Source organism: Microbacterium sp. ZW T2_14 (assembly GCF_044987405.1).
In the GTDB taxonomy this organism is placed as follows: Bacteria; Actinomycetota; Actinomycetes; order Actinomycetales; family Microbacteriaceae; genus Microbacterium.
This window is the reverse complement of the sequence record NZ_JBJDRK010000001.1, coordinates 111,016-136,732: the sequence shown is the minus strand read 5'-3', so window position 1 is coordinate 136,732 and position 25,717 is coordinate 111,016. Positions and strand designations below refer to the sequence as shown.

Sequence of the window (25,717 nt, the reverse complement as noted above, 5' to 3'; positions counted from 1 at the left end):
GTGACAGAGGAGGAGATGGCCCGCACGACGATCAGCAGCGCAGTGGGCTGGATCGAGCTTCACCGTCCGCGGAAGCTGAACGCCCTCAGCGCTGCGTTCGCAGGCGCGTGCGACGCAGCCGAGCGGAAGGACCGGATGACCCCTTCCGCTCAGACGCCCCGCCGCCGATTCTCTGACCGGTGAAGGTCGCCGGTATGGGGCAGTCGCATGAGGATGTGGCACACGGCACCGCACTGGGCTTTCGCGCGGGCTGCCGCTCGCGTGGCGGGTGCCCTCTCCATCAGTCGGCGACGCTTTTGACTTGCGTGGAAGCTGAATTCGCCCGCCGGGGAGACTACGCGATCGCTCGCCTGCCGATCGACGAGCCGGTGGCTCGCGTCAAGGCTGTAGCAACACCGCAGTCGAGCCGCGTGCAGGAGCGCGCGCGTGAACGTCGTGAATCGATGCGGAACCCTCGAACGGGCGCGCGGGTGGGGAAGCGGGCATCCTCTGAGCCGCCGCATGGCACGACGGCGCGGTATCTGCGAGGTTGTCGGAGCAGCGGTGACTGCCCACGGAACGCTGATGATCTCAGTTGTGTGGAGGCTCGCAACGCCGCAAGGCGCAATCAAGCGCGAAGGAGGGGCGTCCCCGCGTACCGGGCATCCGTCGATGCGACCCAGGTTGCAAGAGTGATAAGGACCCTGCCCGACACCGGGGTGAGCCTGCGGAAGTTCGCGAAGGAGAGCGGGGTTGGCCGCACCACGGTTGCCGGCCTCGCTAATGGGAGCGTCCCCAGAGTCCATCCCGACACGCTGGCGCGACTCGCTCGCGCCCTGGATGCGATCCGACCCGCGATGGAGAAGGAGAGGGCCTAGAGTCGCATCCGTTCGGCTCCATGGGGCCCAATGCCCTGGACGCGACGAAGTCGTGGCGTCCGCCGCTGCAGCCCCACGTGCGCACATCGCCGCGTGCCTGGACCGCACGGCGCCACTGGTGGAGTCGGGCGGGGGAGGGGTCGGTCCGTAGTGAGGTCACTCAGACAGGTCGCGCTCGTGGCGCTGAGATGCGAGGCAACAGAGAGTATCGAATGAGGCGATCGAGGCGGATGGATGCGCTCAGCTTGCGCGCCGATTACGTCCGGCTGAACGACCTCCAGCATCGCTGAACGTGCCACACAGGACCGCGAACCGCGTCGAATCAACTCGACTGACTACGAAAGGCCGTGGACGCCATCCCGGCGGCCGGGTTCAACTCCCCCTTTCTGGATGACCGAGGCGAGACTGATACTCGGGTGTTGTTGCCGCGACATGAACTGCGGTGACACGCTTAGCAGACAAGACGATTACGTCGACGATCGGTCACGCGCGTAACGCCGGGTAGAGAACTCGTGCCCACATGGTGCCCACAGATGGTGACGGTTGGTACGGGCCCAGAGGGAACGGCAGCAAATTCTCGGCGGTCGCAAGCCGCGAACTTCCGACGTTGAGACTGGCGGTGATGGATGTAGCCTCTTTGGCTTCAAATCCCACCGTCACCGCCATTCGAAACCCACTCAAACTCATCAGACTGATCGAGTTGAGTGGGTTCGTTCTGTTTGCATCCAATTCAGTTGGTGCCAGGATGTTGCGCCTCACCAGCGATTCGTTGGGCCTGAGCCTTGACCCGCCGTTGCACACCATCGGAGGCGCTTCGCGATCGACTGAGCACTCTGTCTGATCCGCGTGAGTCCGCGGTTCCGTAGCAGCAGGTTGGCAACACCTGCCGAGTGTGGGATAGCCGGAGTCGGCGCAACATTTGCTGGAGGCCGGAGGCCAGCGGACTGACTCGGAGTCGAAGTCGCGTTCGCGGGTTCCGGACGTCCGGACCCGCGGAATCCTCGTATGTTGCCCTTGTGTCGCCTGCGGCGCGTGAGCGGCGCGCCTGTCCCCCGTCCCCCATGGGCATCAAACCCACGGGAGGGGCGTGACAATGCCTTCCGCAGTCGGTCCCGCTGCGACCGTCTGTCTGCCCGCTTGGGGGCCTTGTCCCAGTGGCCGTGGAACACAAGCTCCACTGAGCGGTGGCCATCCTCGCTGGGCAGAATCTGGATCCTGCGATCTGGCCACGCCGCACGGCGCACATACGGACCCCACACCAGCGCAACTCGAGTAGATTCTGACTTGCAGGCGCAAATCTACACGAGTAGCATCGTGGACGATCGACCCAGCGACCTACTTTGGTCTCGCGAGTTAGGAACAGATGAGCCAGTCACCGCAGACTGCCCACACACCGGTGGACAGCATTCTTGAAGAGTTCGTCCTGGACACCGACATCGGTACGGACGTGGACGATCTCCTTGCGCTGTCGATGGTCTTCGGCTCTCCCGAGCTCGCCATTCGTGCCGTCACGACCGTGTACGGCGACGTAGCCTTGCGGGCCCGCATAGTGGCGAAGACCTACTCGGCAGCGGGTCGGCCGCAGCCGCCGATCGCGCCGGGGTTCGCTGAGACGCTGTCGGGACGCGACGTGTGGTGGCCAGGCCACGAGGGGGCGACCATCACCGACCTCGACGCGCAGACCTATCGCTCCGACTCTTCAGCCATCGAGCTGTTGGCTGCGAGCCCGACGGTCCTGGCGATCGGGCCGCTGACCAACATCGCCGTCGCGGTGCGGCGCCCGGAGTGCGTCACCGGACGAGTCGTCCTCATGGGCGGTGAGTTCGCAAGCGGCACCATCGAGCACAACATCCGCTGTGACGTCGACGCGGCCCGTGCGCTGTTCGGCGCGGGCCTGCCCGTCGTGGCGGTCGGGCTCGAGCAGACCGGCCGGGTCCGTCTCGGGCACGAGGAGCTCGCGCGAATCGAAGCGGCGGGCGCCCTCGGCGAACTGGTCGGCAGAGAGATGAAACGGTTCTGGGAGTTCGCCGAGCAGGACTACAACGTGCCACACGATCCGATCGCGGTGCTCACCCTTGCGCGCCCCGACCTGTTCGAGTTCACCTCGGGCACCGTGACGGTCGCCGACGACGGCGTCACCAAGTTCCGCGCCCACCCGGACGGCGTCCACACGATCGTCACCGATATGGACACGGATGCCGTGGCATCCGAGATCACCCGACGAATTCTCGCCGCGGCCGGGATCGCCGCTGCGCGAATCCATTCCTGAACTCCACCCTGCAAACACTCGATGAGGAGAGAATCCATGCAGAAGAACAGAGCACTTCAGGTGTCGTTCGTCGCCGGTGCAACGCTGGCGGCTCTGACGCTCAGCGGCTGCGCCGGTGCGAACCCGAGCGACGGCGCAGTCGATGGCGACAAGGTCACCTTGACGTTCGCCAATGCGGATCCGGCCGAGACCTGGGCGAAGGTGATCGACGCATTCGAGAAGGAGCACCCCGACATCCATGTCAAGCAGCTCAACATCCCCTACGCGCAATACACCAGCACCATCAACCAGCGCCTCGGTGGAGGCGGAGGCGGCATCGACGTCATGGTGGTCGACGCCGGTGGTGCGGCGATGGATTGGACGAACCGCGGATTCCTCGCCGATCTGAGCAACCTCAAGGATGACGCGGTGGCAGCTGCTGTGTCCGAGAGCATGGTCACCGCCCGGGAGGTCGACGGCGTTCTGCGCGCGATCGAACCGTGGACCACATCACAGTTCCTCTACTACAACACCGACCTCTTGGAAGCGGCCGGAGTCGAACCGCCCTCGAGCGACCCGAGCGAAGCGTGGACGTATGAGGAGCTCACGCAAGCCGCCCGCGAAGTGAAGGAGGCCGGAGTCACCGAGTATCCGTTCCTCTTCGACCAGTGGGACAGCTATTACCAGCTCCAGATGGTCGGGCGGTCTGCCGGCGGGGGCGACGGCATCGACGAGGAGGGGGTCGTCGACTTCTCCAATGCCGGGTGGCAGAAGGCGCTCACCTGGTACCACTCGCTGTTCGAGGAAGGGCTGTCGCCTCGCGGCATCACCAACGACAAGAACGGCGCGCTCTTCCAGAACGGAAAGGCCGCGTTCATGATCTCGGGCCCGTGGGGCGTCGCGGTCAACGAGGCAGGCGACATCAACTGGGGCGTCGCGCCCGCACCGTACTTCGAAGGGGGCGAGGCTGCCACCTCGACCGACTCGTGGGGTGTCGGCATCGCGGAGAAGACCGAGAATCGCGAAGCCGCCGACGAGTTCCTTCGGTATCTGACGATCGACCCCACCGGAAACGCGGAGTCGGCAGAAGTAGCGGGCATCACGCCCACCAACAAGGAGGCGTATGCCGAGTACGCGGAGCGTGTCAGCGCCGTCGCGGGCGAGGCATCCGCTCCCTTTGGCGCGATCATGGAGTACCAACTCCAGAACAATGCCGTTCACCGCCCGATCGTCGTCGGCTACAGCGTCTTCGAGCCAGGGGCGAACCTGATGTTCTCGGACATCCGCAACGGCTCCGATCCGGCCGAACGCGCCGCTCAGGCCGACAAAGAGATCACCGCTCAGATCGAACGACTGAAGTAAGGCACCTATGAGCACCACGATGCAACGGCATCGGGAAGGGGCGGCGGATCCTGCCGGGTCCGCCGCCCCGCTTCCTCCCGGCCGACGAAAGACACGTCGAAGCCGCGCCGCCCGGACGACGCTGATGGCGCTGCTCATGCTCGCGCCGGCGCTTCTGGCGCTCGTGTTCATGCGCGTGCTGCCGATGATCACCGCGGTCGGGCAGAGCTTTCAGACCACGTCGCTGGCGACCGGTGTTACCTCGTTCGCCGGCATCGAGAACTATGCATACCTCTTCACGGATCCGGGCTTCCACTCGGTGCTGTTCGTGACTCTCGTGTTCAACCTCGTCCTGAACCCGGTCATCGTCGTGCTCTCCGCTGCGCTCGCACTGCTGACGGTGCAGAATGTGCCTCTTGTCGGTCTCTGGCGCTCCCTGATCTTCGTGCCTGCGGCCGTTCCCGGCGCGGTGGTCGCGCTCATCTGGTCTACGGCGCTTCAGCCGGACGGCCTGGTCAACGCGATCCTCGAGACGGTAGGGCTTCCGCCGCAGCCCTTCCTGACGTCCGCGAACCAGGCGGCCTTCTCGATCGGGCTGATGGTCACGTGGGGCGCCATCGGCTATTGGATGATCTTCATCATCGCCGGACTGAAGGACATCCCCGACAGCCTCTACGAGGCGGCAGCTCTCGACGGCGCCGGATGGTGGCGTCGACTCTTCGCCATCACCCTGCCGCTCCTCAAGCGCCCGATGTCCTTCGTGCTCATCGCCTGCACGGTCGGATCGTTCCTCATCTTCGCGCCCGTGCAGGTGCTCACCAAAGGTGGGCCGAACGGTGCGACGAACTTCATCATGTACGACATCTACAACCGCGCGTACCTGCTCAACGATCTGGGCGTCGGTCAGGCCGAGGTGGTCGTTCTGATGCTGCTCCTGTCGGTCATCGTCGCCATTCAGTTCCGTCTCCTCCGGGAGGACAGGCCATGAGGCGCTCTCGCGGTGCAACGATCACGTTGTCGATGGCGGGAGGACTCATCGCCATCGCGGTCTTCCTGCCCCTGTGGTGGGTCTTCGTGTCTTCCACTCGCCCGGGGAACACCTACGTCGAGAACATGACGCCGCTGTCGTGGCTCGCATTCATCCCGTGGGGCGGCGACCTGACGAATTACGCCGGCCTGTTGAGCGGTCCGTTCGTCGTGGGGTTGTTCAACAGCTTCCTGGTGGCGGGCGCGACGATCCTGTTCGGCCTGATCATCGCCGTGCCGGCCGCCTACGCGCTCGCAACACTGCAGTTCCGCGGGCGCGGACTGATCTTCACCTTCATCGTGATCGTCGCCATGATCCCCTTCGACGCGATCGCGATTCCGCTGTCCGCGCTGTTCCAAGGCTGGGGCCTGTCGGACTCGTACGCGGGTCTGGTCCTCCCCGCCCTCGCCAACGGCTTCGCGATCTTCGTGCTCCGCCAGTTCTTTCTCGGCATCCCATCTGAGCTGATGGATGCTGCCGAGGTCGACGGTCTGGGCACCCTCGGAACCCTGTGGCGCATCGTGCTGCCGCTGTCGAAGCCGGCTCTCATCGGCGCCGGGATGATGCTCTTCCTCTCTCAGTGGCAGGCGTACCTCTGGCCGCTCCTGATCGGCACATCGCCCGAACGGCAGCTGGCGCCCATCGCGCTGGCGAACCTCAGCACGATGTTCACGGTCGATCTCGGACAGATCCTGGCGGGGTCGTTCGTACTCAGCGTGATCCCGATGATCCTTCTCCTGTTCTTCCAGAAGCAGTACACCCAGTCGCTCTCGACGACAGGACTCAAGGGATGAACCTCGATGTCGTCGTGGTTGGCTCGCTCAACCTCGACCGCACGTACACGATGCCGGTGCTCCCCGATGCGGGCGAGACTCTGCACGCGACGGGAACCATGGTGTCGTCCGGAGGAAAGGGCGCCAATCAGGCGGTCGCCGCGTCCAAGCTCGGCGCACGCGTCGCGTTGGCGGGCGCTGTCGGATGCGACGACGCGGGGGATGCCGTGCTGGGCGCGGTCTCCCGGGCAGGTGTCGATACGTCGCTGGTGCGCCGCATCCCCGATGCGCCCACCGGTGAGGCGGTCATCCTCGTCGATGGCGAGGGCCGGAACTTCATCGTCGTGACGGAGGGCGCCAACGCGGCCGCGGTTGCGCCGGAGCCATCGGCCGCGGTTGAAGCGAAGGTCGTCGTCGGCGGGTTCGAGGTTCGCGACGAGAGCGTGATCGGAGCCGCCGCGCTCGCGGAGTCCGTCGGGGCGCTGTTCGTCCTCAATCCCTCCCCGTTTCGTCCCCTGCCTGCGGCGATCGCGGGACGTGTGGACGTTCTGGTCGTGAACGAGCATGAACTCGCAGAAGCAGCGGGGGTGGACGTCGACACCGAGTCGGACGCCGTTCTGGCGAGCGCGCGTGCCGATCTGGGGGCGGCGGCCCTCGTGGTCACCCTGGGCGCCCGGGGAGCGGTGGCCGTCGCAGACGACGGCTCCGTCGTGCGTGTGCCCGCCGTCACCGTTCAGGCCACCGACACGAGCGGAGCCGGCGACGCGTTCATGGGTGCGCTGGTGGCGCGAATGGCGGCCGGTGCGTCGATGGTGGATGCCGTGGCCTTCGCTGCTGCGGTCGGCAGCTACTCGGCGACCAACCCCGGCACCCAGCTCTCGTATCCCACGCTCGCCGAGCTGGAGGGCTGGATGGTGCTCCCGCCCGCCGTGAGGAGGCGGATGTGAGAACACCCGTGATCGTGGTCACCGATCTGTACCAGCCCCCGGAAGACCCCGGCGACAACTTCGACATCGTTCTGCCCTTCGCGTGGGACCGGATCGATCTCCGCGCGGTCGTTCTCGATGTCTCGGTGGAGAAGCGCGACTCGAAGCGCGAAGGGGTGCCCGGCTATCCCGGTCCCCGTGAGCCCGGCATCATCCCGCTGGCACAGCTCAATGCCCTCTTCGGCGCATCCGTTCCCTCAGGAGTGTCGCCGTTCGCGCGCATGCGTCACGGCGAGGATGAGATGCGGGATGCCCCTCCCTTTCAGCAGGCAGGGCCTGAACTCATCCTTCGAACCCTGTGGGAGTCGGAGCGACGCATCGAGATCATGTCGTTCGGATCTGCCCGGCCGATCGCGGTGGCCTTCAACCGCGAGCCCGATCTCTTTCGCGAGAAGGTCGCGCGGATCCACCTCAGCGCGGGCTCCGAGACGCTCGACTATCTCGAATGGAACGTCTATCTCGACCCGATCGCCGTCACGCGGCTTGTGAGGTCGGACCTCCCGATGGCGCTCTACCCTTGCGCCACTGCCGTGGACTGCTTCTCGTACGGCACGCACAACACTCTGTGGTGGCTGGAGGACTTCACCTGGCTTGACAGTTTGGATCCCGCCGTGCGCCGTTACCTTCTCTACGGGCTTGGCGCCTCGACCAGGATCGACTTCCTGCGCGCGCTCGATGAGGACCCACCTCACGAGATGGTCCGCCATGTCTATGGCCGACGCCACGCGGTATGGGAGACGGCGGCGTGGGTGGAAGCATCCCGCTCGGCCATCGTCCGTCGCGAGGACGGGACGCACGCGATCATCGGTCGAGAGGAGGTGCTGCCGAACGACACCGTGATTCGCAACGAGCTCGTGCCGGCACGGCGCGAGGCGCACGACTCGGGCCTCTATCTGTTCGACATCGAGGACTCCGACGGTCGAACGACAGTGTTCACGCGCGATGACCCCCACCAGTATGAGACGGCGCTGCGAGACGCGCTCCCGCGGCTGTACGCCTCGTTCGTCGCCGAAGGATGGCACGGAACCGCGACCGGCCGCCTGGCGGATGGGCCGCGAGTGCCGTACGCCGGCCCGCTGCACTGACCGCCCTCGGGACCTGCCGACGTTCGACGCGCGGTCAGTTGGGGGCAGGTTTCAGTCAGCGTGTGGCATGGGCGGACACCCGCAGGAGTCGCGAACGACCAACGTGACGGGGATCCTCGTCTGCACCGGCTGCTCGGGAGTGAGCACTGCGGCAAGGGCCGCCGATGCGAGCGCCGCGATCGGCTGCTCGATGGCGGTCAGCGGGGGATCGCTGAAAACGGCGTCATCGGTGCCGTCGAACGAGATCACCGCCAGGTCTTCGGGCACTCGCACGTGTGCCTCGCGCGCGGCCGCGAGAAGGCCGAGGGCCTGTACGTCGGATGCGACGAAGACCGCGTCGGGACGATCTGGGCGGGCGAGCAGCTCACGCCCGGCGTTCAGCCCGCCCGCGCGCGTGAAGTCCGAGCGGACGAGCAGGCCGTCGGTGCTGAGCCCCGCAGACGCGCACGCGTTCATCCACCCCTGCAGACGCGCGTCGGCTCCCGGAAGCGTAGCGAAACCGCCGATGTGCGCGATGCGCCGTCGACCGTGGCAGACCAGATGCTGCACAGCCTTTTCGGCGCCGCCGAGGTCGTCGACGATGATCGACGTCTGCCCGGGCTGAACCCGCCTGTCGAGGTACACCGTTCGCGTGCCCCGTACGTCGGCTTCGGAGTTCGGTTCCAGGCTCGTGATGATCAGGCCATCGATCTGGTGACTCACAAGCGACTCGATCTGGGCTCGCTCGCGCTCCAGGTCGTTGTTCGCGTCCCCCAGCATGAGCGCGTAGCCCGCGGTGAAGGCCTGGTCGGACAGCTCCCGCGCGAGGGCGCCGAAGAAGGTGTTGCTCACGTCAGGGACCACGACCCCCACGGCGTGCGCCCGTCGGAGCTTGAGCGCCCGCGCGAGAGCGTTGGGCCGGTAGCCGAGCTCGTTCATCGCGTTGACGACGCGCTCGCGAGTCGCCTCGGCGACAGGCCTCGGACCGTTGTTGACGACGTAGCTCACGACAGCCGTACTGACGCCCGCGAGCTTCGCGACGTCGGTGCGCGTCGCGTGCCGGTGCTCGTCTTGGCTCTCGCTGAGTGTCGTCATGGGATCCGCTTTCTGCTGGGTTCCGAGGATAGTCGCTGACCCGCGACGGCAGGGGAGCGAGCCGGCCCCGAACGCGGGGGTCGGTGCCGCCTCGTGGGAAGGTCAGCGCCTCTTCCGCAGTTCGCCGTCGATCGACCAGAGGTCGTAGGAGTAGAGCGAGTCGCACGTCGCTTGACTCCAGTCCTGGTCATCGACCGTGGGGAGGCTGGAGCAGCTCTTCGTGAAGACAACCGTGACGTCATCCTTCGCGGCGAGGTTGCCCTTCCAATCACGTGCGAATCCGGCGTTGTGGTTGCGCGGGAAACCGGTCAGCGACTCATCGATGTCGCCCGCGGGCGTCCACACTCCGCGCCCCTTCACGAGGTCGTCGGCGTCGATTGCGGCGACCTGAACGGAGGGTCCGATCCACCATGGATTGTCCGTCGGATACGGGTGCTGCTCTCGCACCGTCAGAAAGCGGTCGCCTCGCTTGTCGTAGACGAGATCGAAGCCGTTGAGGTAGTCGGGCGCGCCGTCGGTGCCGGTCAGACCAGCCGTGGGCAGCAGCCTGGGTTCGCTGATCTTCGCCGACTCGGCAGCGGGGAGATCCACCGACACGACGAACGCACGGGTGCTGGTGTCGCCTTGCGTATAGCCCAGCAGCACCGTGCCCGGCTTGCCGGGCATGCTCACGGCCGTCGGCTGCCCGGCACCCCACTGATCGGTTCGATCGAACGTCACGACCGGATCCGGGAGCTTCACCCACGGGCCCTCCGGACGGTTCGCGAAAGCGACCCCGACCTGGTTGTGCGCGCTGGCGTCGAGATCGTTGCCGAGGTAGAACATGGCGAGCCCGTACGTCGTGCCCTGGTAGCTGAACCTGCCCGCTACGACGCTCGGATCGCAGACGTGGAAGCTGTCCCACGCCGGAGACGGGGACGCCTGCAACACGGAGCGCGAGTCGACGACGACGCCGTCGACGATCTTCGTCAGGTAGATGTGGTCCTTGATCACCCGGAAGTCGTCGTTGTGGCAGCTCCAGATCCACTCGGTCGCTCCGTCTCGGATCACCGATGGGGCGTAGGAGTAGTACCCGTCGGCCGGTGCATACACCTCGTCGATGGACGAGGCGTCCCACTCGACAGGCGGTGCTCCGGTGTCAGCGAGAGCCGGGCCGCCGATCAGCGAGGCCGCGGTGACGGCGAATGCCGTCGCGCCGATGGCAAGAAATCCTCGACCGATGTGACGAGATCGTCGGTGCTTCATTGCGCTCCTTGTCTTCATGGCTACTCGTGTAGATCTTCATACTACTCGTGTAGATTACGGTACGCCAGGTTGCGATGAATCGAAGGAGATCGTCATGAAAGCACTCAGCCGGCTCTGCGTGGCGTTCGTCGTCGCCACCGTAGTCATCCTTGGTCCTGCCGCATCGGCGTCGGGACTCGGCGCGTGGTCGACACCGACGTTCGTGTACGCCGCCAGCTCGATTCAATCCCCGGGCTACTCGTACGCACCATCAGCTATCGCCGGAAGCACCGAGCGCTACTACACCTGTCACAGCCGGGTCAGCGGCGACGTCCGTGATCATGCGTTCCTCACTAAGCGGAGTGGCGGATCGGTCGCGTCGAGCGCCTCGGCGCTCGCACCGTCGGCTTCGGGATGGGACTCTTATCACCTCTGCGATCCGAGCGTGATCCGGGTGAATGCGACATTGGGCGGGCAGTCGTACACCCACGCGATGTTCTACCTTGCGAATGACATGAACTGCTCATGCCACAACCAGATCGGAGTGGCGTATTCGAACAGCCTCGATGGGCCGTGGGTGCGGTACGGCTCACCCCTTGTCCCCTTCAAGGCGGGAGAGCCCTCCTCCGATTGGGGAGCGGGTCAACCAAGCGCTACGACCATCGATGCGAACAGCGGCACAGCGGTTCTCACGTGGACCGAAGGCTACGGAGGGCCGAACAAAGGAAAGATGGCGATGGTCGATCTCGATGGCGCCGCCCCGGTGGTGACCGGCGTGCACGACATCACGACCTCGGGGTTGATCGACGCGAACGGGAACCCCGATGACTTGAACAACTTCGACATCGTCTACTCGCCCCAACGCGATCGGTTCTACATGGTCAGGGAGCGGCACCCCTACCCGGCGTCGAGCCCGAACTACATCTCGACCGCCGTCGAAGTCCTGAGCACTCCGGGCAGCGACATGTGGGGTGGGACAGGCACGTGGACGGTCGAAGGGGTCATCGACAGTTCCGTCTCTGGCGCTGCTCGTACGCACAATCCCGGATTCCTGCGGACGGAGTACGGCACGCTTCCGAATGAGAACGAGATCACTGTCGTATACACGACGGCCACTCTCGATCCAGGGTCGCTCTGGTCCTACGCACTGTCCCGGACGACAGCGGCCCTCTGAACTCGACCCGGTCCATATGACGAGAGCAACGGCGTGAGGAGATCCCTCGAGCGTGGCGTGGCGTCGCCGTCAGGTAGATGCGATGCTGAAGCGGCGATGCCTCGACCGGGACCGACCCTCGGTAGCGGGTAGCATTGCGAACCGCTCAGCAGCGGACATCGTGGCAACGCAATGGCAACAACTGAATCAGTTCCGCTGCGATTCACCTGATCGAGCCGGCACATCGAGTTGATCGGATCAGCGTGAATCCAGGTCTCAGTATCGGATCTGACGTCGGGCTTGTGGGTTCAAATCCCACCGTCACCGCCAATCGAAACCCACTCAAACTCATCAGACTGATCGAGTTGAGTGGGTTTCGTTCTGTGTGGGCGCGATTCAGTTGTTGCCAGGATGTTGCCAATGACCTGGAGTTCTTCCATCGCGAGCCTGGACCGCGGTCCGAGGCTCTTCACTAGGCGGATCTGCGATTGACTGCGCAGTCTGCCCCGGCCGCGTGATTCCGTGAGTCCGTGGCAACAGTCTGGCAACAACTCCGGACTCGCGAGGTTCCGGATTCCGCTACGCGCGCCGGCGCGCAGAACGGCCTGCCGGTGGGGCCGAACCCCACGGGAGCGTCGACGCTCCGCAATCAGCTCGATCCATCCCGATCAGGTCAGCGCGGGCGGTGGGGCTGCCGCTCGTGCCCGTAACTGGATCCTCGGGCTCTTGCGGTGGTCGCAGCACCTGCTGAGTGGACAGTGTTGTGAGCGACGTGCCTTTTGTCGGCGGCGCCCGAACTCTGAACGCTTTCGGCGCGCTACTGTCCAGTTTTCGAGCGCCGTCGACACGTCACCGTCGTTTTCGCCCAGATCAGCGCCACTTTTGTGGCGCTGATCTACGTTTGAGTAGAAAACTAGCCAGCTGGCAGGACGCGTGTCCTTACCGAGCATCTCCGGTCTCGCGATGGTCTGCTTGGGTGACCGCCGTCGATACTCTCTCGACGATGCGGAAGGGCGCTTTGATGAGCTCGGGTGAGCGCTCTTCGGAGCGACCGCCGATTCGGTCCAGCAGCAGTCGCACTGCGGTCTGAGCTATGAATTGGCGTCCCGGGTTCACGCTCGTCATCGTCGGTGCCGAGTAGCGCGTCTCTTCGACGTCGTCGAATCCGATCACCAGGATGTCGCGGGGGATGTCATATCCACGCACTTGCAGCTCGTGCATCGCGCCGAGGCCTAGCGTGTCGTTGAAGGCGAAGATGGCGTCGGGCCGGACGCCGCGATCCAGCACTGCGGCCATCGCCTGGGCCCCTGTCGACCGGTGCCACAGCTGCGCCTCACCGTAAAGCGCATGGTCGTCAACAACCCCCGCAGCAGAGAGCGCCTGCCGGTAGCCTTCCAAGCGGAGAGCGGCGGAGCCCACCTTCTCCTCCGGATGCACGCCGATCGCCGCGATACGCGTGCGGCCGAGGCTGAGCAAGTATGTCGTCGCTGCGCGGGCGGCCTCGACGTTCTGCATCGTGACGTGATCGAATCGCGGACTGAAGATCCGCTCGCCGAGCAGGACCAGGGGTGCTTCCGCAGGAAGAAGATGCTCGTCCTCGGGCCCGAGCGCGAGCGGACTGTAGAGCAGGCCGTCCGTGGTGTGTCGACGTTGCCCGCGGAGGGCGTCAAGTTCGCCGCCGCGGTCGCCTCGCGTGCGTTCGATGACGACGGTGAGCCCGGCGGCATGGCCGGCATCCATGATCGCGTCCGCGAGTTCGGCGAAATAGGGGAGCGACAGTTCAGGGAGGGCGAGGCCGATGACTCCGGTCGCCCCGCGTCGCAGATTCCGGGCCGACACGTTCATCTGGTAGTTCAGTTCGCGCAGAGCCGCCTCAACACGCAGGCGCGTCTCTTCGCGGATAAAGGGATAGCCGTTGATGACGTTCGATACGGTCTTGGCCGACACGCCAGCCCGCTCAGCGACGTCCCGCATGGTCGATGCCACTTTGCGTCCTTCCTGCATCCATGCGTGCGTGCCTACTCCGCTGATCTGCGGCCTTCAACGCATTCTTCATCGATGAAGGCAGGCTGTCAAGCGCCTATTGACCGGCGTCAGCTGGTCATGTACCGTTCCACTTGTTCATCGATGAAGAACAAAAGCCCGCTCGACCCCGCGAAGGCTGGGTCCACGAGCGGTCAAACTTGCAAAACGCCCACGATATCGCGTACCGCAGGCGCATCCCGACGGCCGAAGTCCTACATCGATGAAGTTCACTTCGCAGGCGTCGCCGGGATGCCGGCGGAGAAGCATCGCTATCAAGGAGGACAGCATGATCAGGACGCACAGCAGGAAGCTGGCGGGCATCGCCCTAGCGGGAGCGGCGGCCCTCACGATCACCGGATGCACGGCCGCAGGCGCGGGGGACGACGGCGACGGGCCCGTCACCGTTAGCGTCTGGCACGGGTTCACCGAAGCGGACGGGACGGTCGTCCAGGAAATCGCCGACGAGTTCAATGCTTCTCAGGACGACTATGAGGTGGCGATCGAAGTCAACCCGTGGAACGTCATCACCGACAAGCTGCTGCCCGCGGTTTCGTCGGGCAACGGCCCCGATGTCGTGGTGCAAGGCGTCGACTCGGGTCAGGGCTACGTCGACCAGGGCGTGTTCCAGTCGATGCAGGGCTTCTACGACGATGCCGAGAACGAAACCGACTCGTACTACCAGCATGTCGTGGACTACGGCGTGTACGACGGCGAGGCCTATGCGGTTCCCATGGGCTACGCGCCCTTCGCCGTTTGGTACAACACCGCGATGTTCGAGGCAGCCGGCGTGACTGAGATGCCCCAGACGTGGGATGAGTGGATCGATCTCGCCGAGCAGCTCACGGTCGACGAGAACGGTGACGGCACTCCTGAGATCTACGGCCTGTCGGTCGCCGACAAGGAGACGACGTTCATCCCCACCTGGCTCGAGGCAGGCGGGGGCGAGGTGTACGAGGACGGCGAGGTCACGCTCGACACGGCCCAGAACGTGGAGACCCTGCAGTGGTGGCGCGACGCCTACACGCGCAACTGGGGCCCGACCAACATCTCGCTCGCAGAGTCGGTCGACGTCTTCAAGGCCGGAAAAGCCGCCATGGTCGTGATCGGGCCGTGGATGATCGGCATCGCCGACAGCGTCGGCCTCGATGTCGGCGTCTTCGAGGTGCCGGCTGGGCCGGAGAAGGTCGCCGCGCAGGCGGCGGCGAACTACTGGTGGCTCACATCGCAGGCGGACGACGAGGCGACGGCGGGCGCGTACGCGTTCCTGCGCTACTTCAACTCCCACGACGCGCAGGTGAAGTGGGCGCTAGAGGCGAACTACCCGCCGAACCGCACCGACATCACGGCCGAGGAACTCGCCGAGAACCCGTACGTGGAGACGATGCAGGCGTTCACCGAGAACACCTACGTCCGCCTCGCGGGCCTGCCTGGTGGGGTGACGGACGTCAACGCCGAACTGGACACGCTGTCGGTCCACATCACGCAGGGCACCGGTGGTGACGTCGGCACACTCGTCGGCGAAACCGACGCCGCGCTCACCGACACCCTTTCCGAGTTCGAGTGAGCTCGGGCCGGTGGCCGCGCTAGCGGCCACCGGCCGGCACCTCTGAGGAGCACCAATGACGACGACATCTCCACCGCGGCGGCGCTATCGGCCGCCGCGCCAGCTCGGCGGGAACGGTCGAGCCATCCAGCGACGCGAGCTCAAGCTCACCGGCAAGGCGGGGCTATTCCTCGCGCCAGCCCTGCTGGTGATCATCGCGTTCGTCTTCGTTCCGGCATTCACGGCGCTGTGGACCTCGCTGACGGACGCGAGCGGGTTCGGCGACGCCGACTGGGTCGGGCTCGACAACTACATCGAGGCGTTCACCAGCCCCGAGGTGCTGCGTGCGATCCTCAACACGGTGCTGTACGCCGCTATGTACGGCCCTGCTGTGATCATCGTCGGGCTGGCCGCGGCGCTGTTGCTCAACCGCAGCGACATCCCGTTCCGCGCCTTCTTCCGCACCGTCATCTTCCTGCCATTCGTCATCTCGATGGCCGTGGCCTCGCTGGCCTGGAACTTCCTCCTCGACCCGAACCTCGGTCTGATCCCGTACTGGCTCAGCCAGGTCGGCATCCAGATGGAGGACGTCTTCTCGTCGACGACGTGGGCTCTCCCGGCGGTGACGGCGGTCGCGGTCTGGAAGAACTTCGGGTACTTCATGGTCATCTTCCTCGCCGGATTGCAGGGCATCTCGGCGCACCTCTACGAGGCGGCGAAACTCGACGGGGCCGGGCCGTGGCGTTCGTTCTGGGCGGTGACGCTGCCTGGGCTGCGCGGCACCATGACGTTCGTCATCATCTTCGCCATCATCGGTGCGTTCCAGGCCTTCGACCAGATCTACATCATGACCCAGGGCGGACCGGACCACGCGACCGAGACCATCGTGTACCGCATCTACACCGACGGATTCCGCGACTTCAAGCTCGGATTCGCATCCGCGCTCTCGTACATCCTCCTCGCCATCACCCTCGTGCTGGGCCTCATCCAGCTGCGGATCGGCGCGAAGCAGGAGAAGGAGCTCGAATGACCAGCACGCTCAGTGACGGCGCCGCTCTCACCTTCACGGAGTCGGTCACGACGTCCACGCGCGCACGGCGCCGGCAGGTCGGTCGCCCCACGGTCCTCAGCGGCGCGACAGCAGTCATCGGCCTCATACTCCTGACGCTCGTCACCGCCTTCCCGGTCGTGGTCGTCACCCTCGCGGCGTTCTCGCCGGAGGCCGAGGTGAACTCCTGGCCGCCGACGCTGGTGCCGTCGACGTTCACCCTGGACAACTTCGCCGACCTCGCGTCGCGGATCCCGGTGCTGCAGCAGTCCTGGAACTCACTCGTGTTCGCAGGCGCCGTCACGCTCTGCTCGCTCGCCTTCAACGCGTTGGCCGCCTATGCCTTGGCTCGCATGGAGTTCCGGGGGCGCACCGTCATCTTCACGCTGCTCGTCGCGACGATGATGATCCCCTTCCAGGCACTGCTGGTGCCCATCTACCAGCTCGTCGCCGACCTCGGGTGGGTCAACTCGTTCCTCGGCCTCGTCATCCCCCGCGCGGCTGACGTCGCAGGCATCTTCCTCCTCCGGCAGTTCTTCATCTCGCTGCCCCGTGACCTCGACTCGGCCGCACGGATCGACGGCGCGGGTGAGTTCCGGGTCTTCTGGTCCATCATCCTGCCGAACGCGAAGCCCGCACTGCTGACGATGGCCTTGTTCCATTTCGTCGGCAACTGGAACGACCTGCTGTGGCCGCTGATCATGACGAGCGACTCGTCTGTGCGGCCGCTCACGGCGGGCCTCGCCCTCCTCACCGGCTCCGCGACAGGCGCGGCGCCGTACAGCGTGATGATGGCGGGCGCCCTGGTCGCGATCCTGCCGCTCGTCATCCTCTACATCGTCATCCAGAAGTGGTTCATCGAGGGCGTCGCCCTCACCGGAATGAAGGGCTGATCAGCGTGAAGTGGTTTCAGGATGGAAGGCTGCATTTCGGTCTCGGGATCGAAGACACCTTCGTTCCGCAGTCCCGGCCGGGCGAGCGTGCGATCGACGAGTACGAGTTGACCGAGCACTACCAGCACTGGCACAGCGATCTGCAGCTGGCCTCCGACGTCGGCGCGCAGTTCATCCGCTGGGGTATTCCGTGGCACCGGGTGAATCCCGCGCAGGGCGAGTGGGACTGGGAATGGGTCGACCGGGTGCTCGCGCGGTTCGCCGAGCTCGGCATCCGTCCCATCATCGACCTGCTGCACTACGGCACCCCCCTGTGGCTGGAATCGGAGTTCGCGCATCGGGACTTCGCCCGGCACTTCGCCGAGTATGCGGTGGCGGCGGCAGAGCGCTACCGCGACACGGTGACGGACTACACCCCCGTCAACGAGCCGATGATCCACGCCCGGTTCTCGGGCGACATCGCGTACTGGCCGCCCTACCTCTCAGGAGAGCGGGGCTACAACACGATCGCGATCGCCCTCGCGGAGGGCTTCGTCCGCGCGCAGCGCGGGATCGCCGACGTGCTCGGCGACAGGGCGACCTTCGTCCACGTCGACGCGACGGCGCGGTTCGCGGGGGATGTCACGGGCGCGCATCGCCCTCTCGTCGAACTGCAGCGAGCGCAGTCGTTCCTCGTCGAGGACCTGGTCTCCGGCGGTGTCGGCGAGGGCCACGCGCTGATCGCGAGCTTGCGCGCGACGGGTGCGACCGATCAGACGCTGGACTGGTTCGCGACTCAGGCTGTGCGGCCCGACGTCATGGGCGTCAACTACTACCCCCGCCATTCGACGCAGCTCATGGAGGAGGGCGTCGTTCACGACGGGGGATTCATCGACCCGTGGCCCACCCAGGACGACGGAGTGCGGGGCCTCGAAGAGCTGCTCGTCACCTACGCCGACCGGTACGGCGCGCCCGTCATGCTCACGGAGACCTGCGTCACGGCATCCGTCCCGGAGCGCATCGCCTGGCTCGAGGCGTCGGCCAAGAGCGTGCGCGGGCTGCGTGCGGCCGGCCGCGATGTCGTGGGTTACACGTGGTGGCCGCTGTTCGACATGTACGAGTGGACGTATCGCCACGCCGACACACCCCGCTCGGAGTCCTTGCTGACGATGGGCCTGTTCGACCTCGTCGAGTCGCCGGAGGGGCTGCTGCGCCGTGAGAACCCGGTTGCGGATCGCTTCCGCCGGCTCGCCACCGATGCTGCGGCCAACGCGCCCGTCGGCGCAAGAGAGGCCGCGCGGTGAGCCGATCCGACGTGGATCGTCCGTATGAGGCGTATCTGTTCGCGCATTTCACGGGCGAGGACGCACTCGATGCCGAACAGGTGCACTTCGCGGTGAGCCGCGGCGAGACGCTCACGGAGTGGGACCTGCTCGCCGGTGGCGCACCTGTGCTGCGCTCTCATGCCGGCACGGGCGGGGTTCGCGATCCGTTCCTGCTGCGCCTGCGCGGCGGTCGTGGATTCGTACTCCTCGCCACGGACCTGCAGGTCTACGGCATCGGTCACTTCCGCGACGCGCAGGAGCACGGGAGCACGTCGCTCCTGATCTGGGAGTCGGATGATCTGGTCAGGTGGGAGGGACCGCGGCGGATCCAGGTGATCGCGCCGGAGCACGCGGGCAACGCGTGGGCGCCGGAGGCTGTGTGGTGCGACGAGGCCCAGACCTACGCGGTCTACTGGGCCTCCAACCTCTACGACGAGGCAGCTGCCGAGCGCCGCAACACCGACAGCTACAACCGCATGATGATCGCCACCACAGACGATTTCGTGGCCTTCAGTGAACCCCGTGTCTGGATCGATGTCCGCCGCGGACCGGGCTACGGGATGATCGACTCGACGGTCGTCCGGCACGGTGATGCCTACCATCGGTTCACCAAGGATGAGCAGCCCGAGATCATGCAGGTCTTTCAGGAGTGCAGCCCCGAGCTGTTCCCAGAGACGACGGATGCCGCGGCGTCCGCGTGGCAGCTCGTGGCCGAACGGATCGGGTCCGGGCACGTGAGCCACAGCGAAGGCCCGATCGTGGTGCCGTCCCTCGTGGATGACCGCTGGTTCCTGCTCCTGGACTGGCCGCCGTACGGCGGCGGGGGCGGTTACGTCTTGTTCGAGACCGATGACCTCGGTTCCGGTCGTTGGGCGCCCGCCGACCGACTGCCGCCGCGCTTCCGGCACGGCTCGATCATCCCGGTCACGGCGGCCGAACGCGAGCGTCTGCTCGAGGGATTCCCTCCGGGTGTCCCCGCGGCGGCCGGACTGCGCAGCGAGGCGAGGTGACCATGGGGCGTACCGGCCATGATGCCTTCACCGTTGTGCGCCACGGCGGGCCGGGGGAGACCGGTCCGCTGTACACGCGGCTGCTCGCCACCGACCCGGCCGGCGAGCACGGCGGCGCGCTGCTGCTCACTGCCGAGGTCTACCGGGATGCGGGGGATGCCGGCCCGGTCTTCCCGATCTATCGGAGTGTCGACAGCCGCCAGTGGGAGCTCGTCGCCGAGGTTGCCGACACCGCATACGGCGTCGGCAACCGATACCAGCCTGTGCTCTACGAGCTGCCCGCACCATTCGCGGGGCTGCCGGCGGGGACGATCCTGCTGGCGGGGAGCTCGATCCCCTCCGACATGTCGTCGACCACGCTCGTGGTCTATTCGAGCGTGGACGGCGGGTACACGTGGGACTACCGCAGCACTGTCGACGCCGGTGGGCCCGCGCAGTACGACCCGTCGCCGTCGGCGACCACGACCGCGGTGTGGGAGCCCTGTCTCGAGCTGATCGGGGATCGCCTGGTCTGCTTCTACGCCGACGAGAGGCGCAAATCGGATGGGATGCTGCAGGTCATCGTGCATCGCGTGACCGGCGATCTGGTGAGCTGGTCGGAGCCGCACCTCGATTTCGGCGTCGCCGACCGGTTCACACGCCCCGGCATGTTCGTGACAACCGGACGAATGCCGGATGGCATGCACCGCGGCGTGCTCGAGATCGTCGGCCCTCGCGAGGTGCCGATCCAGCTGGTCGAGTCGGCTGACGGGCTCGACTGGGGCGCGCCCCACGAGGTCGGCATGACGCTTGCCGCGTCGGACGGGACCTCGCTCTCGGGCACGCCGAACATCCATTGGCACCGCGAACCAAACGGCTCGGTCACCGTGGTGGCCACCGGACGTCACAGCATCGCCCCGGACGGGCGTGAGACGAATCACGCGCTCGTGAACCTCGACGGCGGGTCCGGCCCGTGGCAGTCGTTCGAGCTGCCGATCGCCGCCGAACGCCGGCTGGAGGGGGATTCGTCGGGGTACAGCCAGTCCGTGCTGTGGAATTCCGCGGGTGAGCTCGTCCAAGCGACCACGATCCGCAACGACTGCGACAGCCACGACATCGTCGTTGCCGTGTGCGCCGAGCCGCCCTGGGCCCGCCGCGCCCCCGCATCCACCTCGACCCATTCCGACACCGCGAGAGAGCACGCATGACCACCGCACACCTGACCGTTGACGCCCACTTCGCCGTCGGACCCGTTCGTCGCGCCTTGTTCGGCGGATTCGTCGAGCACCTCGGTCGGCACGTGTACGACGGCATCTACGAGCCAGGGCATCCATCCGCCGACGAGGAGGGATTCCGTGCCGATGTCGTGGAGCTGGTCAGAGAGCTGGGCGTCTCGACGATTCGCTACCCCGGCGGCAACTTCGTATCGGGCTTTCGGTGGGAAGACAGTGTCGGCCCGCGTCAAGATCGTCCGCGTCGACTTGACCTCGCGTGGCACTCGACGGAGACCAACGAGGTCGGCCTGCATGAGTTCTCTTCGTGGCTCGACAAGGTGGGCAGCGAGCTCATGCTCGCTGTGAACCTCGGCACGCGAGGCACGCAGGAGGCGCTCGACCTGCTCGAGTACGCCAACATCCCGGGTGGGACCGCACTGTCTGAGCGGCGCGTGGCCAACGGGCGGACCCAGCCCTTCGGTGTCAAGACGTGGTGCTTGGGCAACGAGATGGATGGACCGTGGCAGCTCGGACATCGGTCGGCAGACGACTACGGCAAGCTGGCTTCACAGACCGCGAAGGCCATGCGGCAACTGGATCCGGATGTCGCGCTCGTCGTCTGCGGGTCGTCCAGCGCGCACATGCCAACCTTCGGTGAGTGGGAACGGGTCGTACTCGCCCACGCGTACGACGACGTCGACTACATCTCGTGCCATGCCTACTACGAAGAGAAGAACGGCGACCTCGGCAGCTTCCTCGCCTCGGCGGTCGACATGGACCGCTTCATCGAGACGGTCGTCGCCACCGCGGACCATGTGAAGGCGGTCCGCGGCAGCGGCAAGACCATCAACATCTCTTTCGACGAGTGGAACGTCTGGTATCTCTCCCGCTTCGAGAACGTCGATCGCATCGAGGGCATCGACAACTGGCCTGTCGCGCCGCGGCTGCTCGAGGACGTGTACTCCGTGGCAGATGCGGTCGTGTTCGGCAACCTCCTTATCTCGCTCATCCGCCATGCCGACCGGGTGACGAGCGCGTCGCTCGCGCAGCTGGTCAACGTGATCGCTCCGATCATGACGGAGCCGGGTGGACCGGCATGGCGCCAGACGACTTTTTACCCCTTCGCGATCACGTCACGGCTTGCTCACGGCGACGCGCTTGAACTCAAACTCGATGCGCCGACGTATGCGACCGCCGAGTACGGCCAGGTACCGCTCGTCGACGCCATCGCGACGCACGACGCCGAGGCACGACGCGCCGCTGTGTTTCTGGTCAACCGGAGCCAGGACGAAGCGGTGACCGTGACCGTCGACGTCGCGTCGCTGGGCGACGTCCGAGTTCTGGAGGCACACACGCTCAGTGATGAAGACCACTACGCGAAGAACACCCTCGCCGAGCCGGAGCGGGTTTCCCCGCAAACGAATGACAGCGTCACGCTCGAAGCCGGGACTCTGACGATCTTGCTGCCCCCCATCTCGTGGACCGCCCTCTCGCTCGGTCGAGAGGGTGCTGAGTCTCCGAGCTTGCGGTGACCATAGCGTCGAGGCTCAACCGAGGCCCTGGGCGTGCGTCACCCGCCCGGACAAACAGACGGCGATCCGGAACTCGTCGATACCGGCGCACGTAAGACCCGCGCGATGGAGTGCGCCGTGAAGGCATCTCGACTGCAGCAGTAGCTCAGGCCCTGTCTGTCTGGCGCGCCCGAGTGGGAGACTGATCGCGAAGGGCAATCGGGGCGCACGTGTCGATTCCGCATGGCTGAGGATCGTGGCAACAGCGTGGCAACAACTGAACCAAATCGAGTCCGATCTAGCTGATCGAACAGCAACATCCGCCCGTTCGAAGTCGGGTGAATCCGGGGTTGGAGATCGAGGTGGATGTCGGGCGTATGGGTTCAAATCCCACCGTCACCGCCATTTTGGGCCAGATCGACGTCCTTCTCGGACTGTCTCGATCTGGCCCATTCCTTTTGGTTCCGTCTCGTTCCATCTCGGATGTGGGCACGGGCGTGGTCAGGGGTTTTCCGAGCAGGCGAGACCGTTGAGAGCGATCGTGTCGAGCGGGAACGAGACCGACTGAGACGGTTCGAGAAGGATCGAGACGGACATCGGATCGTCGTCGAGAATGGCCGTGCCCACATTTTGCCCACAGAATCTCCCGTGGGTCAGTTGCCCACCGGCGACCGAGGTTTCAATCCCTGCGTCTTCGCCAAATGAAGTCCTGAGCGTCATGGCGCACATGCAACGGACGCTTGTCGCCGCGCCGCGTGAGCGCGCAACAACTGGGTCACGCCGGAGCCTGATCGTTTCCGGCGCCTCGCTGTGGCCGCTTGCAGGAATTTGCATCCTCAGACGCACTTGGCCGGATCAGGTCACCCGGAGCGGTTGGATCAACCAGCACGGGGCTCTCAACCGCTTCGTGCCGTTCGGCGGCACAAAGGCCTCGGGCTACGGGCAGGAGTTCGGGGTCGCGGGACTCAAGGCGGTCGCCGCGGCCAAGGTCGTCAGCCGCTGACCACAACAGGAGTTGTTCCAGCGCGTGCGACGGCGTGAGAGCGCGCCACCCCAGCGTGAATCTGCGCGGGTCGCCACATGGTGTCGAGCGCGATGCCCGTACGTCACGGCATGCGTTCACCCATCGAGTGAGGTCTGCACCACACTCTGGAGAAACCGACGAGTCAGGGTGGCCTGTCGCGATTGGTCCACCCCGTAGAGCCGCTGGAGCTGGAGTCCGTCAGACAGTGCGGCGTACATCTGGGCGGCCTCCGCGGGAAGCACCCCCGGCCGCAGGTCACCGTCTTCGGCGGCTTCTTCGAAGGCCTGACGCACAGTGCGCAGAATCAACAGATAGCGGTCGTGGAAGTACGCATGGGCGGGGTGGTCATCGATGGTTGCCTCTGCGGAGAGGATCGCGAACAGCTGGGTCAACCCGCGGTCGTGTTCGTCGCGTTCCGCGATCTCGAGGAGCCCGTTGAGCAGTCCGACTCCACGTCGGCCTAGAAGACGGCTCCCTGCATCGTCATCCCGTTCGCGGAGAACGGCTTCGAGCAGCCCGGACTTCGTGGGAAAGTGGTGCGTCACCCCGGGCATAGTCATTCCGGCGCGCTTCGCGATCTCGCTCATCGAGCTGTTCAGATAGCCGGAGCGCGCGAACACCTGGAAAGCAGCGTCGAGGATCTCCTCGCGACGTCTGGGCGTCTTCGCGTAAGCACCGCGTGGACCAGGGCTCCTTGGCATCTATGCACCGTATCAAAACCCTTCGAGGCATAAAAAGTTTTAGCACTTAAGGTTTTTATGCTACTTTCGCCTCGTCGTCACAGTTCCGTGCCGAAACCAGTTCGTTCCGAAAGGACGTGCAACGATGCACCGCACCAAGCTCGCGAGCGTTGTCGCGGCCGGTGGGCTCGCTGTAGCCCTCGCCTTGACTTCCTGCTCTTCCCCTGCCTCCCCTGAAGAGGATCACCCAACTCTTCGCCTCGGCGTCATCACGCAGCTGACCTCGTTCGCGCCATGGGAATCGGCATGGGCGAATGAGTCCCCGTACCTCCAGGCGGTCTACGACACGCTCCTTCGCGCCGAGCCCGACGGGACGATCACCGAAGGCCTCGCCACCGACTGGAAGTGGGACGAGTCCAAGACCGTACTCACACTGACGCTGCGCGACGACGTGGAGTTCAGTGACGGGACTGCCCTCACCGCACAGGTGGCCGCTGACAACCTCGCTCGCTTCCGAGACGGCACCAGCGCCAACGCATCCTTCTTGGCCGGCATGACCTCCGCCGAGGCGCCCGACGACACAACGCTCGTGATCACGCTGGCTCAGCCCGACCCCGCACTGCCGGTGTACCTCAGCCAGAACGCAGGGCTCGTCGGCAGTCCCGCCATGTTCGACTCGCCCGACGCGAAGACGACGCCCATCGGCAGCGGCCCCTACGTCCTCGATGCCAAAGACACCGTCGTCGGCTCTAAGTACGTGTACGACGCGAACCCCGACTACTGGGATGCGGACTCCGTGCACTACGACACGATCCAGATGGCGTTCTATGGCGACCCGACCGCACTGATGAACGCGGTAAAGGGCGGCCAGGTCGACGCGGCCAACCTGCAGAGCGCGAACCAGATCGCCGACGCCGAAGCCGCGGGATTCACGGCCGAGAAGTCGGAGCAGAGCTGGAGTGGATTCCTTCTGGTCGATCGCGACGGCACGATCAACCCGGCCATGGGTGACGTGCGGGTGCGTCAGGCCATCAACTACGCGCTGGACCGCGAGGGTCTGCTGAAGGCGCTCGACAACGGCCTCGGTACGGTCACCACCCAGGTCTTCGGCACGACCACATCGGCCTACGACAAGAAACTCGACGACCGCTACCCCTACGACCCGGAGAAGGCGAAGGCGCTCCTGGCGGAGGCCGGCTATGCGGACGGATTCACCCTCGTCATGCCGAGCAACAACTTCGTCCCGGAGTCGGTGTTCGCCGTCTACAAGGAGCAGCTGGCCGCTGTTGGCATCACCGTCGAGTGGGAGGCCACCGGCGATGATCTGTTCGGTCGCATGCTGGGCGGCACTTGGGCGGCCTTCCCCTTCCTCCTGCAGACCGACCCGACCTCGTGGCAGACCATCCAGTTCTCGATGCTGCCCGGGTCAGCGTGGAACACCTCCCATGTTGCTGATCCCACGGTGATCCAGCTCTCCGAGGTCGTACGCTCCGGCGAGCAGGCGGACGCGGATGCGGCGGCGAAGGAACTCAACACCTACGTGGTCGAGCAGGCCTGGTACGCGCCGCTGTACCGACCCACGTCCGCCTTCATCACGGCAGCAGGAACTCAGGCGACGGTTCAGGTCGGCAACACCGTTCCGTACCTGTGGAACATCCGCCCCACCGAGTAATCAGGAAGGATCGCGCACGGGGCCGGCGAACCCGGTCCCGTGCGCG

General features: G+C 65.7%; 21 protein-coding genes. 16 read left to right on the top strand and 5 right to left on the bottom strand.

Translation table 11 applies throughout. From position 1 onward, the window contains the following. Positions 1 to 194: 194 nt before the first annotated feature. The 7 genes from ACI3KY_RS00560 (at position 195) to ACI3KY_RS00530 (ending at position 8,317) form a co-directional block, all read left to right on the top strand. Positions 195 to 857, top strand: a complete 663-nt coding sequence (locus ACI3KY_RS00560) for a helix-turn-helix domain-containing protein (RefSeq protein ID WP_404928321.1) — start codon at positions 195 to 197, stop codon at positions 855 to 857. A gap of 1,363 nt (positions 858 to 2,220) precedes the next feature. Continuing rightward, positions 2,221 to 3,126: a nucleoside hydrolase gene (locus ACI3KY_RS00555; RefSeq protein WP_194414795.1), complete on the top strand. Its 906-nt coding sequence runs from the start codon at positions 2,221 to 2,223 to the stop codon at positions 3,124 to 3,126. Between the two features lie 36 nt (positions 3,127 to 3,162). Beyond that, complete coding sequence (locus ACI3KY_RS00550; RefSeq protein WP_404928252.1) at positions 3,163 to 4,467, top strand: extracellular solute-binding protein; 1,305 nt, start codon at positions 3,163 to 3,165, stop codon at positions 4,465 to 4,467. 124 nt (positions 4,468 to 4,591) lie between these two features. Further along, complete coding sequence (locus tag ACI3KY_RS00545) at positions 4,592 to 5,434, top strand: carbohydrate ABC transporter permease (RefSeq protein ID WP_404928251.1); 843 nt, start codon at positions 4,592 to 4,594, stop codon at positions 5,432 to 5,434. Beyond that, entirely contained in the window at positions 5,431 to 6,267 is an 837-nt protein-coding gene (locus ACI3KY_RS00540) for a carbohydrate ABC transporter permease (protein WP_194414793.1), read from the top strand. The genes ACI3KY_RS00545 and ACI3KY_RS00540 overlap by 4 nt, the downstream gene beginning before the upstream one ends. Beyond that, positions 6,264 to 7,193 (top strand): ribokinase, encoded by a 930-nt coding sequence (locus tag ACI3KY_RS00535; protein ID WP_404928250.1) that lies wholly within the window; start codon positions 6,264 to 6,266, stop codon positions 7,191 to 7,193. The genes ACI3KY_RS00540 and ACI3KY_RS00535 overlap by 4 nt, the downstream gene beginning before the upstream one ends. Next, positions 7,190 to 8,317 (top strand): hypothetical protein, encoded by a 1,128-nt coding sequence (locus ACI3KY_RS00530; protein ID WP_404928249.1) that lies wholly within the window; start codon positions 7,190 to 7,192, stop codon positions 8,315 to 8,317. Before ACI3KY_RS00535 ends, ACI3KY_RS00530 begins: the two co-directional genes overlap by 4 nt. Positions 8,318 to 8,368: 51 nt before the next feature. On the opposite strand, the gene ACI3KY_RS00525 is transcribed toward ACI3KY_RS00530, so the two are convergent. After that, the gene (locus tag ACI3KY_RS00525) at positions 8,369 to 9,391 is read right to left on the bottom strand and encodes a LacI family DNA-binding transcriptional regulator (RefSeq protein ID WP_404928248.1); all 1,023 of its coding nucleotides are present in this window, start codon (positions 9,389 to 9,391) and stop codon (positions 8,369 to 8,371) included. Between the two features lie 102 nt (positions 9,392 to 9,493). Continuing rightward, positions 9,494 to 10,636 (bottom strand): hypothetical protein, encoded by a 1,143-nt coding sequence (locus ACI3KY_RS00520; protein WP_404928247.1) that lies wholly within the window; start codon positions 10,634 to 10,636, stop codon positions 9,494 to 9,496. A 118-nt stretch (positions 10,637 to 10,754) separates the two neighbouring features. Here ACI3KY_RS00520 and ACI3KY_RS00515 point away from each other — a divergent pair, with 118 nt between their 5' ends. Further along, entirely contained in the window at positions 10,755 to 11,789 is a 1,035-nt protein-coding gene (locus ACI3KY_RS00515) for a hypothetical protein (protein WP_404928246.1), read from the top strand. Positions 11,790 to 12,707: 918 nt separating this feature from the next. On the opposite strand, the gene ACI3KY_RS00510 is transcribed toward ACI3KY_RS00515, so the two are convergent. Next, positions 12,708 to 13,754, bottom strand: a complete 1,047-nt coding sequence (locus tag ACI3KY_RS00510) for a LacI family DNA-binding transcriptional regulator (RefSeq protein ID WP_404928245.1) — start codon at positions 13,752 to 13,754, stop codon at positions 12,708 to 12,710. Positions 13,755 to 14,079: 325 nt separating this feature from the next. On the opposite strand from ACI3KY_RS00510, the gene ACI3KY_RS00505 reads away from it, so the two are divergent. Genes ACI3KY_RS00505 through ACI3KY_RS00475 form a run of 7 tightly spaced genes read left to right on the top strand, consistent with a single transcriptional unit; the run spans position 14,080 to position 22,316 of the window. Continuing rightward, positions 14,080 to 15,357, top strand: coding sequence for an ABC transporter substrate-binding protein (locus ACI3KY_RS00505; RefSeq protein WP_404928244.1), 1,278 nt, complete (start codon positions 14,080 to 14,082; stop codon positions 15,355 to 15,357). A gap of 55 nt (positions 15,358 to 15,412) precedes the next feature. Next, the gene (locus tag ACI3KY_RS00500) at positions 15,413 to 16,366 is read left to right on the top strand and encodes a carbohydrate ABC transporter permease (RefSeq protein ID WP_404928243.1); all 954 of its coding nucleotides are present in this window, start codon (positions 15,413 to 15,415) and stop codon (positions 16,364 to 16,366) included. Beyond that, positions 16,363 to 17,277 (top strand): carbohydrate ABC transporter permease, encoded by a 915-nt coding sequence (locus ACI3KY_RS00495; RefSeq protein WP_404928242.1) that lies wholly within the window; start codon positions 16,363 to 16,365, stop codon positions 17,275 to 17,277. Before ACI3KY_RS00500 ends, ACI3KY_RS00495 begins: the two co-directional genes overlap by 4 nt. Positions 17,278 to 17,282: 5 nt before the next feature. Beyond that, positions 17,283 to 18,560: a family 1 glycosylhydrolase gene (locus ACI3KY_RS00490; RefSeq protein WP_404928241.1), complete on the top strand. Its 1,278-nt coding sequence runs from the start codon at positions 17,283 to 17,285 to the stop codon at positions 18,558 to 18,560. Further along, the gene (locus ACI3KY_RS00485; RefSeq protein ID WP_404928240.1) at positions 18,557 to 19,591 is read left to right on the top strand and encodes a glycoside hydrolase family 43 protein; all 1,035 of its coding nucleotides are present in this window, start codon (positions 18,557 to 18,559) and stop codon (positions 19,589 to 19,591) included. Before ACI3KY_RS00490 ends, ACI3KY_RS00485 begins: the two co-directional genes overlap by 4 nt. Before the next feature lie 2 nt (positions 19,592 to 19,593). After that, a complete protein-coding gene (locus ACI3KY_RS00480) occupies positions 19,594 to 20,778 on the top strand; it encodes a hypothetical protein (protein ID WP_404928239.1) in 1,185 nt (394 codons plus the stop codon). After that, on the top strand, positions 20,775 to 22,316 hold the full coding sequence (locus ACI3KY_RS00475) for an alpha-N-arabinofuranosidase (protein ID WP_404928238.1): 1,542 nt from the start codon (positions 20,775 to 20,777) through the stop codon (positions 22,314 to 22,316). The genes ACI3KY_RS00480 and ACI3KY_RS00475 overlap by 4 nt, the downstream gene beginning before the upstream one ends. Positions 22,317 to 22,796: 480 nt before the next feature. Here ACI3KY_RS00475 and ACI3KY_RS00470 read toward each other — a convergent pair whose 3' ends face one another. Both ACI3KY_RS00470 and ACI3KY_RS00465 read right to left on the bottom strand, forming a co-directional pair. Continuing rightward, positions 22,797 to 23,015: a hypothetical protein gene (locus ACI3KY_RS00470; protein WP_404928237.1), complete on the bottom strand. Its 219-nt coding sequence runs from the start codon at positions 23,013 to 23,015 to the stop codon at positions 22,797 to 22,799. 399 nt (positions 23,016 to 23,414) lie between these two features. After that, on the bottom strand, positions 23,415 to 24,020 hold the full coding sequence (locus ACI3KY_RS00465; protein WP_404928236.1) for a TetR/AcrR family transcriptional regulator: 606 nt from the start codon (positions 24,018 to 24,020) through the stop codon (positions 23,415 to 23,417). A gap of 124 nt (positions 24,021 to 24,144) precedes the next feature. Between ACI3KY_RS00465 and ACI3KY_RS00460 the strand changes: the two genes are divergently transcribed. Next, positions 24,145 to 25,671: an ABC transporter substrate-binding protein gene (locus tag ACI3KY_RS00460; RefSeq protein WP_404928234.1), complete on the top strand. Its 1,527-nt coding sequence runs from the start codon at positions 24,145 to 24,147 to the stop codon at positions 25,669 to 25,671. The last annotated feature ends 46 nt before the right edge of the window (positions 25,672 to 25,717 follow it).

Excerpts from the sequence above, each read along its gene's own strand:
- ACI3KY_RS00560 (WP_404928321.1), top strand. The coding sequence starts at position 195 with ATGGGGCAGTCGCATGAGGATGTGGCACACGGCACCGCACTGGGCTTT.
- ACI3KY_RS00555 (WP_194414795.1), top strand. The coding sequence starts at position 2,221 with ATGAGCCAGTCACCGCAGACTGCCCACACACCGGTGGACAGCATTCTT.
- ACI3KY_RS00550 (WP_404928252.1), top strand. The coding sequence starts at position 3,163 with ATGCAGAAGAACAGAGCACTTCAGGTGTCGTTCGTCGCCGGTGCAACG.
- ACI3KY_RS00545 (WP_404928251.1), top strand. The coding sequence starts at position 4,592 with ATGGCGCTGCTCATGCTCGCGCCGGCGCTTCTGGCGCTCGTGTTCATG.
- ACI3KY_RS00540 (WP_194414793.1), top strand. The coding sequence starts at position 5,431 with ATGAGGCGCTCTCGCGGTGCAACGATCACGTTGTCGATGGCGGGAGGA.
- ACI3KY_RS00535 (WP_404928250.1), top strand. The coding sequence starts at position 6,264 with ATGAACCTCGATGTCGTCGTGGTTGGCTCGCTCAACCTCGACCGCACG.
- ACI3KY_RS00525 (WP_404928248.1), bottom strand. The coding sequence starts at position 9,391 with ATGACGACACTCAGCGAGAGCCAAGACGAGCACCGGCACGCGACGCGC.
- ACI3KY_RS00520 (WP_404928247.1), bottom strand. The coding sequence starts at position 10,636 with ATGAAGCACCGACGATCTCGTCACATCGGTCGAGGATTTCTTGCCATC.
- ACI3KY_RS00505 (WP_404928244.1), top strand. The coding sequence starts at position 14,080 with ATGATCAGGACGCACAGCAGGAAGCTGGCGGGCATCGCCCTAGCGGGA.
- ACI3KY_RS00500 (WP_404928243.1), top strand. The coding sequence starts at position 15,413 with ATGACGACGACATCTCCACCGCGGCGGCGCTATCGGCCGCCGCGCCAG.
- ACI3KY_RS00495 (WP_404928242.1), top strand. The coding sequence starts at position 16,363 with ATGACCAGCACGCTCAGTGACGGCGCCGCTCTCACCTTCACGGAGTCG.
- ACI3KY_RS00480 (WP_404928239.1), top strand. The coding sequence starts at position 19,594 with ATGGGGCGTACCGGCCATGATGCCTTCACCGTTGTGCGCCACGGCGGG.
- ACI3KY_RS00475 (WP_404928238.1), top strand. The coding sequence starts at position 20,775 with ATGACCACCGCACACCTGACCGTTGACGCCCACTTCGCCGTCGGACCC.
- ACI3KY_RS00470 (WP_404928237.1), bottom strand. The coding sequence starts at position 23,015 with ATGACGCTCAGGACTTCATTTGGCGAAGACGCAGGGATTGAAACCTCG.
- ACI3KY_RS00465 (WP_404928236.1), bottom strand. The coding sequence starts at position 24,020 with ATGCCAAGGAGCCCTGGTCCACGCGGTGCTTACGCGAAGACGCCCAGA.
- ACI3KY_RS00460 (WP_404928234.1), top strand. The coding sequence starts at position 24,145 with ATGCACCGCACCAAGCTCGCGAGCGTTGTCGCGGCCGGTGGGCTCGCT.